Here is a 13,182-nt window from a genome sequence, read left to right as displayed (position 1 = left end):
ATGTACCAATCCCCCAGTTGGTTGCATGAGTTGTGGATTGCCCGCGAAGTCTTGTGGCAAGGCTTTTTGACCAGCGTGCAGGTGTCGGCGCTGGCCATTCTGTTCGGCACGGTCATCGGCGTTTTCGCCGGACTGGTGCTGACCTACGGCAAGTTCTGGATGCGCGCGCCGTTCCGCTTTTATGTCGACCTGATTCGCGGTACGCCGGTGTTCGTGCTGGTGTTGGCGTGCTTCTACATGGCTCCGGCGCTTGGTTGGCAGATCAGCGCATTTCAGGCCGGCGCATTGGGCCTGACGCTGTTTTGCGGCTCCCACGTGGCCGAAATAGTGCGCGGCGCGTTGCAGGCGTTGCCACGCGGGCAGATGGAAGCCGGCAAAGCCATTGGCCTGACGTTCTATCAATCCCTCGGTTACGTGCTGTTGCCTCAGGCACTGCGGCAGATCCTGCCGACCTGGGTCAACTCGTCCACGGAAATCGTCAAGGCCTCGACCTTGCTGTCGGTGATCGGCGTGGCCGAGCTGTTGCTCAGCACTCAGCAGATCATCGCCCGGACGTTCATGACTCTGGAGTTTTATCTGTTCGCCGGTTTTCTGTTCTTCGTCATCAACTACGGCATCGAATTACTCGGCCGGCACATTGAAAAGCGGGTGGCCCTGCCATGACTCAAGCTCAAGTTTCCAACGTCCAGAACGGTCAGCCCTTGCTGGACATCCGTGGCCTGCACAAACAATACGGCGCGGTCGAAGTGCTCAAGGGCGTCGACCTGAGCATGCAGCGTGGCAACGTGGTGACGCTGATCGGCTCCAGCGGTTCGGGCAAGACCACGCTGCTGCGCTGCGTGAACATGCTCGAGGAGTTCCAGGGCGGGCAGATCCTGCTCGACGGTGAATCCATCGGCTATGACGAACTCAACGGCAAGCGCGTGCGTCACCCGGAAAAAGTCATCGCCCGTCATCGCGCGATGACCGGCATGGCGTTTCAGCAATTCAACCTGTTCCCGCATCTCACCGCGTTGCAAAACGTCACGCTCGGCCTGCTGAAAGTCAAAAAGATGCACAAGGACGAAGCCGTGGCCCTGGCCGAAAAATGGCTGGAACGGGTCGGCCTGCTGGAGCGGCGCAATCACTTTCCCGGTCAGTTGTCCGGCGGTCAGCAACAGCGCGTGGCGATTGCCCGGGCGATTGCGATGAACCCGAGCCTGATGCTGTTCGACGAAGTCACTTCGGCCCTCGATCCGGAACTGGTCGGCGAAGTGCTGAACGTGATCAAAGGCCTGGCCGAGGACGGCATGACCATGTTGCTGGTGACCCACGAAATGCGTTTTGCCTTCGAGGTCTCGGACAAGATCGTTTTCATGAATCAGGGGCGCATCGAAGAGCAGGGGCCTCCCAAGGAACTGTTCGAGCGTCCGCAATCGCCGCGGCTGGCGGAATTTCTCAAAAGCACGCGGTTCTGACTTTTCACTTTTTCAATCAGGAGAAATACCCATGAGCATTACTCGTTACGGCACCGGCAGCACCGCCGCTGGCGGCCAGCCTCGTCCATTCGCCCGCGCCGTTGAAGCCGATGGCTGGCTGCACGTTTCCGGGCAGGTGCCGGCGGTGGATGGCGAGATCATCGTGGGCGGCATCGTCGAGCAGACGCACCAGACCATGAAGAACCTGATCGCGATTCTCGAAGAGGCCGGTTATGGCCTGGAAGATGTAGTGCGCGCCGGCGTGTGGCTGGACGATCCGCGGGATTTCAGCAGTTTCAACAAGGTCTTCGGCGAATACTTCAAGCCTGAACACGCACCGGCCCGAGCCTGCGTACAGGCGAGCATGATGGTCGACTGCAAGGTCGAGATCGACTGCATTGCGTACAAGAAGAAGGCTTGAGAGGTGTGGCGTTGCTGAGCCCATAGCCCCCTCACCCTGGCCCTCTCCCCCAGGAGAGGGGACTGATTTCCATCGATGCAGATTGTTGTGTCAGACGACGGCATTTGCATCGATGCGATCAGGCTCCCTCTCCCTCCGGGCGGTCCGACGTTTCGGGAGGGCGGGGGGTGAGGGCTGCGATCCAACTGACACAACGCCAAGGGGCAGTTACCATCCCGGCATCTTTTAAGGGAACCACTGAAATGACCGAAGACACCATCAAGCGCCGGGCACGCGGTCTGGACCGGGCGTTCGATATCCTCGATTTCCTCAAGGAAATCGGCCAGCCACTGCGCCCGAACGATATCGCCAACGGTATCGGCAGCCCGAAATCCACGGTCTACGAACTGGTGGCGTCATTGCTCGAACGTCGGATTCTGGAGCCGGTGGGCAAGGACGGTCACGTCTATCTCGGTCGTCAGCTGTACTTCCTCGGCCAGGCGCACTTGCGGCATTTCGACCTCAGTCGCGAGGCCGATCACGCCTTGCAGGAGATCGTCAGCCAGACCCGGGAAACCGCGCAGATGTGCCTGCTCAACGGGCGCAAATACACGGTGGCGCTGATGAAGGAGGGCGAGCGGCATTTCCGCATTTCTTCCGATATCGGCGAAAACGCGCCGATCCCGTGGACGGCGTCCGGTCGTTTGCTGCTGGCGCACTTGAGCGATCAGCAGATCAGCGAGCTGATCGACCCCGACGACTTCATCCTGCCGGATGGCGAACGCCTGCCGATGGAAACCTTTCTGGCGGAAATCCGTCAGGCCGGCATCGACGGTTTCTTCTCCTTCGACAGTGTCGCCGACACCTTTACCCACTGCTTCGCCGCCCCGGTCAAAGACCCTCAAGGCGTTGCCATCTGCACCCTGTGCATCGTCGCCCCGCGTGCCGATGCCAAGAACAATTACAACGACTATCGCCGGGTCTTGATCGAGAGCGCCAACAGCCTCGCCCGGCGAATCAACGAATAACCGCGCCTGCCTGCGGGCGCGACTGTGAGGAGTTCGACCATGACGACTGCCAACAACACTGCTGCCGTGGAAAAGGGCGATGCAGCCCTCGGCGCGCAACTGGTGCGTGACATCAGCCTGCCGGCGCTGGTGCTGCACCGTGAAGCGCTGGAACACAACATCCGCTGGATGCAGAAGTTCGTCAGCGACAGCGGCGCCGAACTCGCGCCCCACGGCAAGACCAGCATGACCCCGGCGCTGTTTCGTCGTCAGCTCGACGCCGGCGCGTGGGGCATCACCCTGGCCAGCGCCACCCAGACCCGAGCTGCTTACGCCCACGGCGTGCGCCGGGTGTTGATGGCCAACCAACTGGTCGGTACGCCGAACATGGCGCTGATTGCCGATCTGCTGGCGGCCGATTCCGGCTTCGATTTCTATTGCATGGTCGATCACCCGGACAACGTCGCCGATCTGGGCGCTTATTTCGCATCGCGCGGTGTGCGTCTGAACGTGATGATCGAATACGGCGTGGTCGGCGGCCGTTGCGGTTGCCGCAGCGAGCAGGAAGTCATTGAACTGGCCAAGGCTATCGGTACGCAACCGGCGCTGGCCTTGACCGGTATCGAAGGTTACGAAGGCGTGATCCATGGCGATCACGCCGTCAGCGGCATCCGTGAATTCGCGGCTTCGCTGGTACGCCTGGCCGTGCAGTTGCAGGACAGCGGCGCATTCGCCATTGCCAAGCCGATCATCACTGCGTCGGGTTCGGCGTGGTACGACCTGATTGCCGAATCGTTCGAAGCGCAGAACGCTGGCGGGCGTTTCCTCAGCGTGCTGCGTCCCGGCAGTTACGTGGCTCACGACCATGGCATCTATAAGGAGGCGCAGTGCTGCGTGCTCGATCGTCGCAGTGACCTGCACGAAGGGCTGCGTCCGGCGCTGGAGGTCTGGGCCCACGTGCAGTCGCTGCCGGAGCCGGGCTTCGCGGTGATTGCCCTGGGCAAGCGTGACGTGGCGTTCGATGCCGGGATGCCGGTGCCGCTGCTGCGTTACAAGGCCGGCGTGCTGCCGGCGGTGGGCGACGATGTCGGCGCCTGCAAGGTGACGGCGGTGATGGACCAGCACGCGTTCATGACCGTGGCGCCGGGCGTGGAGTTGCGCGTGGGCGACATCATTTCCTTCGGCACTTCGCACCCATGCCTGACCTTCGACAAGTGGCGCGTGGGGCTGCTGGTGGACGAGCAACTGTCGGTGATCGAAACCATGGAAACCTGTTTCTGATGAGCGCGCTCAGTCCTTTGAGTCCGAACACCCCGCGCATCGCCCTGATCGGCGAATGCATGATCGAACTCCAGCAACGTGCCGACGGCAGCCTGCAACAGAGTTTTGGCGGTGACACGCTGAACACGGCGGTCTATCTGTCCCGCGCGATGGGCGGCAAGGCGCAGGTCGATTACGTCACGGCGCTGGGCGACGACAGCTTCAGCGATGCGATGTGCCGCATTTGGGCCGACGAAGGCATTGGTCTGGATCTGGTCCAGCGCTTGCCCGGTCGTTTGCCGGGCCTGTATTGCATTCAAACGGACGCTGCCGGCGAACGTCGTTTCCTTTACTGGCGCAACGAAGCCGCTGTGCGCGACTGCTTCACCACGCCGGCGTCCGCGCCGATTCTGGCGGCGCTGGCGGATTACGACGTGCTGTATTTCAGCGGTATCACGCTGGCGGTACTCGGAGCCCTGGGTCGGGAAAAACTGATCGAGACCTTGATCGAAGCCCGTCAGCGTGACGCGCGAATCGTCTTCGACAACAACTACCGCCCACGCCTGTGGGCTTCGGTGGAAGAGGCGCGGGCGGCGTATCGCAGCGTGTTGCCTCACGTCGATCTGGCATTGCTGACGGTGGACGACGAGCAGGCGCTGTTCCATTTCGAAGACTGTGACGCGGTGTTTGAAGCGTACGCGCAGATCGGCACGCCGGAAGTGGTGCTCAAGCGTGGCGCTGAAGCCTGTCTGATCCGTTGCGCCGGGGAAGCGTTCGAAGTCCCGGCGCAGAAGGTCGAGAAGGTGGTGGACACCACGGCGGCGGGGGATTCGTTCAGTGCGGCGTATCTGGCGAGTCGCTTGTCCGGGGCAAGCCCTGTGCGGGCGGCGGAGGCGGGGCATCGCTTGGCCAGTCAGGTCATTCAAGTGCCTGGGGCGTTGATCCCCAAGGATTGATGCCGATCCCTGAAGGCGCTGCCGAAAGCCGCGCCTTCAGGGCACTGGATCAGTCGCGGTAAAACACCTGCACCAGGTGATACCCGAACTTGCTCTTGATCGGCCCATGCACGGTGCGCAGCGGTTTTTTGAAGATCACCGCATCGATCGCACCGACCATCTGCCCCGGCCGCACTTCACCCAGATCGCCGCCGCGCTTGCCGGACGGGCAGGTCGAAAATTTCTTCGCCAGCACATCGAACGCTTCACCGTTGGCGATGCGTTGCTTGAGTTTTTCAGCCTCTTCGGCGGTTTTCACCAGAATGTGGCGGGCTTGGGCTTTCATCGTGCAATACCTGTAGCGGGGTGACGGCGGGCGCGGATTATGCCTCAAGTCACGGGTTTTGGCTGATCATCGTGCGGATCTTGCCGGCCAGTTGTTCGATGGAAAACGGCTTGGCGACCATGTCCATCCCGTCCTCGAGGAAGCCCTGACGTTCGGCGGCTTTCTGCGCGTACCCGGTCATGAACAACACTTTGAGCCCCGGACGATGTTGGCGGGCGATCTCCGCCATTTGCCGGCCGTTCATGCCCGGCAGGCCGACGTCGGTCACCAGCAAGTCCACCCGCAGGTCGGATTCCAGTAGCGGCAAGGCACCCTTGGCGTCTTCGGCCTCATGGGCGCGATAACCCAGCTCCTTGAGCAGGTCCATGACCAGCATGCGCACTGCCGGATCGTCCTCGACCACCACCACGGTTTCGCCAGTGGCGACAGCCGGAGCCTCGGCAACCGCTTCGATTGCCGGCTGCTCCGCTTCCAGTGCATACAAACGCGGCAAGTACAGGCGCACGCAGGTGCCCTGGCCCGGCAGGCTGTCGAGGCTGACGTGCCCTCCCGATTGCTGGGCAAAGCCATAAATCATCGACAAGCCGAGCCCGGTGCCTTGCCCGATGGGTTTGGTCGTAAAGAACGGATCGAACGCTTTGGAACGTACTGAAGGCGTCATGCCGGTGCCGTTGTCGCTCACCGCCAGCATCAGGTAATCACCGGCCTTGACCGGTTCGAGGGTAGTGATGTCGTTGCCGTCGAGGTAGACGTTGGCCGTTTCGATCAGTAGTTCACCGCCGTCCGGCATGGCATCGCGGGCGTTGATCACCAGGTTGAGCAGGGCGTTTTCCAGTTGGCTGACATCGGTGCTGACCGGCCATACATTGTCGGCCAGGCGCAACTTGAGCTCGATCGGATCACCTTTAGTGCGGCGGATCAGGTCTTCCAGCGAGTGGATCAGTTCATTGACGTCGATAGTCTTGCGATCCAGCGACTGACGCCGGGAGAACGCCAGCAGACGGTGGGTCAATGCCGCCGCGCGGTTGGCCGAAGACACCGCCGCGTCGGTGAAACGGCCGATCTCATCGGCGCGGCCACTGGCGATGTAGCGTTGCATCAGGTCGAGGCTGCCGATGATGCCGGTCAGCATGTTGTTGAAGTCGTGGGCGATGCCGCCGGTGAGCTGGCCGACCGCTTCCATTTTCTGTGCGTGACGCAGAGCGTCTTCGGCGCGCTCGCGTTCGAACATTTCGTTCTGCAAACGCTGGTTGGCCTGGGCCAGTTGTTCGGTGCGCGCACTCACACGCTCCTCAAGGGTTTCATTGAGGTTGCGCAGGGCTTCTTCGGTCTTTTTGCGTTCGGTTTCGTCGATCACGAAGATGTAGAAACCGTTCACTGCACCGTCCGCACCGTGGCGCGGCAGGTAATTCATCAAGGCATGCCGCTGGCTGCCGTCGCGGTGCGGCGTGTACAGGCTGAACGAGCAGGGGCGACCGGCGAGTGCTTCGGCGATGTAAGGTGCCCGCAGGAAATAGGCCTCTTCGCCGATCACCTCGCGGATCGTGCGACCGTACAGCTCCTGCGGCGTGAGCCCGTACCAGTCGAGGTACGCGGCGTTGTTCAGGCGAAAGCGTTCCTCGTGGTCGACATAACTGATCAGGATCGGCATGGCGTTGATGATCAGTTGCAGCTCGGTCTGACTTTGCCGCAATGCCTGTTCGGTGTGCTTGCGTTCGGTCAGATCCAGCGCAGCGCCGAGAAAGCGCGTCGGCCGACCATGATGATCCTTGTAGCAACGCCCGCGGGCGAACACCCAGCGCAGTTCGCCGTTGGCCTGCAGCAGGCGGTATTCCTCGGCGTATTCGGTGCCGTGGGTAATGCAATGCTTGATACTGCGGGCGATCATTGCGCGGTCTTCGGGGTGCACGCCGTGCAGATACTCGCTGATCGGCAACTGACCGGCCAGCGCCGGATCGACACCGTGCAACTGGGCGAAATGCGCGTCGGCAATGAAGCGGTCTTCGCCGATGTCCCAATCCCAGGTGCCGACCGCATCGGTGGCTGCCAGCGCCAGTTGCAGGCGCTCTTCGCTTTCGCGCTGGGCCTTGAGGCTGTCTTCGGAGCGCTGCTGCAGTTCCAGGGCAATGCGCCGACGTTCGTTGGTTTCGATGGCGGTGACCAGAATTCCGGCCACCTGCGCGCTTTCGTCGCGGATTGGACTGTAGGTCAGGTCAAGCCAGAAGTCGGACTCCTGGCCGTCCCGTTGCAGGGTGAAGCGTCGTTCGCTGTAGGTTCGCACCTGGCCCTGTAGGACGGCGCTGTAAATAGGGTCGGTAAAGTCTCGAAGTTCCGGCCATATCTGGTGCGCTGGTTGTCCGAAAGCGTGCGGATGCTTGTTGCCGGCCAGCAGCGCGAAGCCGTCGTTGTAGATCTGGGTCAATTGCGGGCCCCACAACAGCAGCATCGGCATCGGCGAGTGAAGCACGATGTCCACCGCGGTGCGCAGGCTCTGAGGCCAGGTGCCGGCGGCGCCCAGCGGGCTGCGGCTCCAGTCGGTTCGGGCGATCAATGTCTGGGCGTCGTTGGTGTTCGGTACAGCGTTCATCACATCAATCCTGGGCGTCGGTCGGTGAGGCGGCGTCTACTATCCTAGAGCGGTAGACGCTGTAAGGCCCGTCGCGTCACGACGCACGGTCTTAAGTTCATTGAAAGCTTCGCAGGTGCTTTTGGCCATGGAAATCGACGCATTGCTCAAACAACTGGCGAGCCGTCACGGTTCGGATCTGTTCCTGTCCACGGGCGCACCGCCCAGTGCGCGGTTCGACGGGGTGCTCACGCCCTTGAACGATCAGCCCTTCAAGCCCGGCGAAGTGGCGACTGTCGCCACCTCCCTGATGGACGCCGAGCAGCGCCGGGAGTTCGACCGGGATCTGGAAATGAACCTGGCGATTTCCCGCACCGGCATCGGCCGCTTCCGGGTCAATATATTCAAACAGCGCAACGATGTGTCAATCGTGATCCGTAACGTCAAACTCGACATTCCGCGATTCGAAGACCTCAAATTGCCAGCGGTATTGCTGGAAACGGTGATGCTCAAACAGGGGCTGATCCTGTTTGTCGGTGCTACGGACTCGGGCAAGTCGACCTCGCTGGCGGCATTGATCGATCATCGCAATCGCCATAGCAGCGGGCACATCATCACCATTGAAGACCCGGTGGAATACATCCATCGCCACAAGAAATCGATCATCAACCAGCGCGAAGTCGGGGTCGATACCCGCAGCTTTCACGCTGCACTGAAAAACACCCTGCGCCAGGCCCCGGACGTGGTGCTGATCGGCGAGATCCGTGACCGCGAGACCATGGAGCATGCGCTGGCCTTCGCCGAAACCGGGCATCTGGTGCTGTCGACATTGCACGCCAACAACGCCAATCAGGCGCTGGACCGGATCATCAATTTCTTTCCCGAAGAGCGTCGCCCGCAATTGCTGCACAGTTTAGGCAATCATTTGAAGGCCTTCGTTTCCCAACGTCTGGTACGCACGCTTGATGGCCAGCGACGGGCGGCAGTGGAAGTCATGTTGGGGTCGCCCACCATTGCCGACCTCATTCGTCGCAATGAACTGGGCGAGTTGAAAGTCATCATGGAAAAATCCACAGAGCTGGGCATGCAGACTTTCGATGACGCACTTTACAAGTTGGTGGCTGAAGGTGTTTTAAGTGTGCAGGAGGCACTTAAACATGCGGACTCAATCAATAATTTGAAGTTGAAGTTGAAGTTGAAGTTGGAGCGCCAAGGCGAGACGCCCACTTCAAGTTCGGGTGAATGGGGGCTGGCTGATTGAAGGGGTTGATTTCAGCCTCGGTTTGTTTGATTGAAATGTTGTCTCATGAATAACGACTGGAAAGTTTGTTGGGTGGAAGTAGGATCGCCTCCGCCAAGCAGGCATACATTGTTATTCATGAGGGAACTATGAGCTATAAAGCGAACGAGAAATTTTTCAAGTATGCAGCCGGTATAGACACGCAACAGCGCCTCGATGCTGATGCATCAGAGCGCAATCTGGTATTGGCGGAACTTAAGTTGAGTCTGGCGAACAGTGCGACAGACCAGAAAATTCTGGGATGGGACTACCAGATCGAATTGCAAAAGAACTCTTCTCTGGATTTGATTCATGCGCCTGGCAAGGCGCTCTTGAGTAGTTTGACCCAAACAGTTGCCATGCAAAGTCTGTTGCTGGGCCTGACGCAGCAGGACCGGCCGCCGATTTGCGTTGCTCAGTCGGGAAAAATGGAAGTATTCGCTCCAGATGGCTGGATTGATTTCAAGGATCACAAGAATCGCGAAGGGTTGGGATTTGATCAGTCGGTGTTGTCGCTGATAACGGATATCGCCAAGGAATCGGGTGGGTATGTATGGACAGACAACGAAATTACCGTGGAACAATGGCTGGGGTTTCATGGCTATGATGTGCCCACTACGGCCTCTCAGCTGAATAATCTGATTGCTTACTTCGAGTTCGATTTTCCGGAAGTTGATGAACTTGGGAACTATAGCGGACAACTCGTCGTGGACGATCAATCATTCATTACGTTGTCTTCCGAACAATGCCTGGCGATCAAAAACGTCACGTCTCAGCAATTACCCAGTCAATCCAGGTTGCTGGACAGTTTGATGTCGGGTTCCCGGATCGGGGTCGCAGTGCATGACAATGCCGCGGTGTTGTTAAAACAAGTCATTGGCCATTCGATATCGCAGGACTGGGCGCGCTCATGCCTGCAGCGGTTGGGCTGGTATGGCTCGCAGGCGGGGCAGACGATGTCCGAGTCGCAACTTGACCAGCTGTTGGTGACCGCGCTGTTGCTGGATATCAATCCATTTATCGGCAAGCCGCAGAACAGAAAGTCTATTGGCAGTTACGAGATGTACTCGTCACGTTATCTCGGCAGGCCGGCATCGGTTGTCCTGGAGGGATTGCGTGATCATATGGTGAACAATCAATGGGTCAGGCACGATTCGGCACCGCTGGCGATTCATTTGTGTCTGGCACAGGTTGCCCCTGAATTCATTGTCAGGCAGGTTCCGACCTCCATCACGATCGGATCGCTCGAGTGGGTGGCTTTCTGTCGGGGTGTCGCTTTGGTCGAAGCAGTCGTTCAAGGCGCTGCGCGCGTGATGACTTATGCGCAGATCATGGCGTATGCGCAGCTGGAGCCAGTCAGTCAGGCGCTGGCCGATGTGCATACGCTGGCATTGATCGATCCGATCGTGGACTGGGCGTTGATCAACGCAGTCGTCACTGAAACCGAGCTGAAGCAGGACGAGCAGGCGACAACGCAGCGGGCCATCGTCGCCTATCAGCAATACGTGGCGAATTTCTCTCAGGTCAGCATTGCCTATTCCACGCCACTGCCTGACCGCAGGGCCATCGCCAGGGCAGCGCTGGAGCCTGCCACCCCGGGGTGCGACTTTCTGGAAAAGCCGCGGCTCAATCAGCGTCCTGGACTTGGGGCGTCTCCGACCACCATGTCGATGATCGACCTGCACATGTCCGGCGACCTCACAACACAGCAGTGGAACTTTCGCCCTGTCTTTCCAGACAGCAAGGCACCTGATCTGCTATCCCAGATAACCGGCAGCAGACCTGCACTTCACGATCCATCGGTCGTGAGCATTTACCGCCGCTATCCACAACTGTTGAGGTTGGTAGATAACAATGTCGAATTCATCCGTCAGCTGCGCAGTCATCTGGACCAGTTGAACGAAGCCCTGGCCACAACCCTCAAGCTGGCGCTGTCGCGGATGTCCTATTTCGACCTGCAGGATGTGCTGCGCGGTGAATTGACGTTTCTGACCGTACGTGACTCTGCCGTCATCACTCGTACCACTCCAATAGGCGGGCCGTTGACCCGAGAAGAGCCCGTCGAGAGCCAGGCCGGAAAGGATGCCGCGACGGGACGGTTCGGTGTTGTCATGTGTGCCACCCATGGCGGCAAAACGAGTTGCTATGAAGTGTTCACCTTGCGGGGTGAAATCCACCGTAACGATGAACTGGCCAGGCTGATCGTCAGCAGTGGCAAGCTCCAGGCCCCGGCCCGGGTGGATTTCAAGGGCGATCTGAAGACCCATGTAGCACCGACTCCCAAACAGCGGTTGCCGATCAATATCAAGTGCTACATCGAAGGCGTGGCGAATGATTTCAAAGTCACGCGCAGCGAAGCGATTATCGACAAGTTGATTGTGTTGTCTGCACCGACAACGCCTTCGAAACCGAAAAACAGCGAGTACCAGAATTTCTCTGACCCGCGGATCGAGCAGATTTCGGCTCTTGTCGTGTCGCGGCATCCGTTGATGACCTTTGAGCAACTGCGGGCGGCCGCTACTGTGCCCACGGAACTCGAACGTGAGCGGGCAAAGGGTGAAGTGGTGGCGACCTACATCGTGGATCTCGCCGTGCCATTCAAACGCTGCATTCAGGACCTCAGTTCCGGCGAACACAATCTGGTGGTCGACGGCCTCTACGGTTGCGCCATGGATGCCATTGCACTAGTGGGCACCGTTGCGGGTGTTGCCAGCAAAACAGCTTCGATCGTGTCAAAGGCATCCTCGCTGACCACCAGACTGGGGCACCTCGCCAAGCTGGCAATTGCCACCGGGATTGCCATTTTCAACCCGCTGGATGACCTGCCTTCAGTCGTGCGCGGCACGGGCAAGCTGGTCTATAAGGGCGGGATGCGTTTGAGTCGGCAGACTCAGGAAATCATTGCCCTGGCCAAATCACAGATGAGTCATATCAAAGGCACTCACAAATCCGGGCGACTGCTCGGTACCCGTCACAACGCGATCGTCGGACAAGGCACCTGGCGCCCGAAAGCGGTCAGTGCCGACACCCTGACCGTCCTGGCTGCACGCGAAGACTTCCATTGGTACGCACTTGATCGCACGGGCAAGGCCTGGGGGCCAAAGCTGAGCCATTTCGCGATCGATTCCCCTTTCAGGGTGAGCCAATTCCATAAAACACTGCCGATCAGTTACACCCGGGCCGTCATCGAGAACAGCTTGCCGAAGGCCAAGGCGAAGATCGAACAGGCGATCAAGGCCCTTGGCGATCATGATTTCACCAAGGAGCGGGATTTCATCATCAAGGCCTTTCTAGGCAGCAATACGTCGGATGCCAAGGACCGGTTGTTGAAATACCTGAAGCTGATCCGCACGGACTTCGCCGGTTTTTCCCTGAGCAATCTGATCCTTGACCCGTACAAGGACAACGGCAATATCGCCTCCTTCAATCCGCAGTTGTACCGGCAATGGATCGCCGCCAGCGCCAACGAGCGACCCAAGGTGATGTTCATGGAAATCTATACGCGCAATCTGAACGCTCATTTCATCGGGCACGCTTACAACCACGCTGTAGTGGCGGATGACCTGATTCACGAGATGCTGCACGGTGCAGCGCAGACTGAAGATGTCAGCTACGCCAGCGATACCGCTAAGAGTGGCGGCACTGACCAGATGCTGAACGTTGCGTCGCTGCTCAATCTTGCCAGCGGCAGACTTGCCACGGATGAGGACGGCGCCACGACGCAATACCACTCGGCAGCCAAGGCCGTTGAAAACGCCGACTCACTGGCCTTGGTCATCTCGTTGCTTGGTCAGTACTACACCGACAAACCGGAATTCGAGCGCAACTTCCACACGCTTGAAGCCTGTCTCGCGACCCGTCGCACCGGTGCGATTGCCGACCCGGTGGTGCTGACCCTGAACCGACCTGAATAATCCGTCTGCATTACAGAA

10 protein-coding genes are annotated in these 13,182 nt (G+C 59.5%); 8 read left to right on the top strand and 2 right to left on the bottom strand.

All coding sequences use genetic code 11. From position 1 onward, the window contains the following. The 6 genes from ACODTD_RS06700 to ACODTD_RS06675 all read left to right on the top strand — a co-directional run bounded on the left by ACODTD_RS06700 (nucleotide 1) and on the right by ACODTD_RS06675 (nucleotide 5,080). On the top strand, nucleotides 1–663 hold the full coding sequence (locus ACODTD_RS06700; protein WP_085745506.1) for an amino acid ABC transporter permease: 663 nt from the start codon (nucleotides 1–3) through the stop codon (nucleotides 661–663). Continuing rightward, on the top strand, nucleotides 660–1,457 hold the full coding sequence (locus ACODTD_RS06695) for an amino acid ABC transporter ATP-binding protein (RefSeq protein ID WP_011334480.1): 798 nt from the start codon (nucleotides 660–662) through the stop codon (nucleotides 1,455–1,457). Before ACODTD_RS06700 ends, ACODTD_RS06695 begins: the two co-directional genes overlap by 4 nt. A 31-nt stretch (nucleotides 1,458–1,488) precedes the next feature. Next, complete coding sequence (locus ACODTD_RS06690) at nucleotides 1,489–1,878, top strand: RidA family protein (protein ID WP_007912330.1); 390 nt, start codon at nucleotides 1,489–1,491, stop codon at nucleotides 1,876–1,878. A gap of 242 nt (nucleotides 1,879–2,120) precedes the next feature. After that, nucleotides 2,121–2,885: an IclR family transcriptional regulator gene (locus tag ACODTD_RS06685; protein ID WP_236196894.1), complete on the top strand. Its 765-nt coding sequence runs from the start codon at nucleotides 2,121–2,123 to the stop codon at nucleotides 2,883–2,885. A 39-nt stretch (nucleotides 2,886–2,924) separates the two neighbouring features. Beyond that, the gene (locus ACODTD_RS06680) at nucleotides 2,925–4,145 is read left to right on the top strand and encodes an amino acid deaminase (RefSeq protein WP_011334478.1); all 1,221 of its coding nucleotides are present in this window, start codon (nucleotides 2,925–2,927) and stop codon (nucleotides 4,143–4,145) included. Then, on the top strand, nucleotides 4,145–5,080 hold the full coding sequence (locus tag ACODTD_RS06675; protein WP_489104621.1) for a sugar kinase: 936 nt from the start codon (nucleotides 4,145–4,147) through the stop codon (nucleotides 5,078–5,080). Before ACODTD_RS06680 ends, ACODTD_RS06675 begins: the two co-directional genes overlap by 1 nt. 49 nt (nucleotides 5,081–5,129) lie before the next feature. Here ACODTD_RS06675 and ACODTD_RS06670 read toward each other — a convergent pair whose 3' ends face one another. Together ACODTD_RS06670 and ACODTD_RS06665 are read right to left on the bottom strand one after the other, a co-directional pair. Further along, nucleotides 5,130–5,405: a peptidylprolyl isomerase gene (locus tag ACODTD_RS06670; RefSeq protein ID WP_007952044.1), complete on the bottom strand. Its 276-nt coding sequence runs from the start codon at nucleotides 5,403–5,405 to the stop codon at nucleotides 5,130–5,132. A 49-nt stretch (nucleotides 5,406–5,454) separates the two neighbouring features. Next, nucleotides 5,455–7,992 (bottom strand): PAS domain-containing hybrid sensor histidine kinase/response regulator, encoded by a 2,538-nt coding sequence (locus ACODTD_RS06665; RefSeq protein WP_489104620.1) that lies wholly within the window; start codon nucleotides 7,990–7,992, stop codon nucleotides 5,455–5,457. Between the two features lie 127 nt (nucleotides 7,993–8,119). Here ACODTD_RS06665 and ACODTD_RS06660 point away from each other — a divergent pair, with 127 nt between their 5' ends. Continuing rightward, nucleotides 8,120–9,232, top strand: coding sequence for a PilT/PilU family type 4a pilus ATPase (locus ACODTD_RS06660; RefSeq protein WP_011334475.1), 1,113 nt, complete (start codon nucleotides 8,120–8,122; stop codon nucleotides 9,230–9,232). Between the two features lie 128 nt (nucleotides 9,233–9,360). Further along, nucleotides 9,361–13,164, top strand: coding sequence for a hypothetical protein (locus ACODTD_RS06655; protein ID WP_489104619.1), 3,804 nt, complete (start codon nucleotides 9,361–9,363; stop codon nucleotides 13,162–13,164). The last annotated feature ends 18 nt before the right edge of the window (nucleotides 13,165–13,182 follow it).

Source organism: Pseudomonas sp. FG35, assembly GCF_057809295.1.
This window is presented reverse-complemented; position numbering and strand designations above follow the sequence as displayed.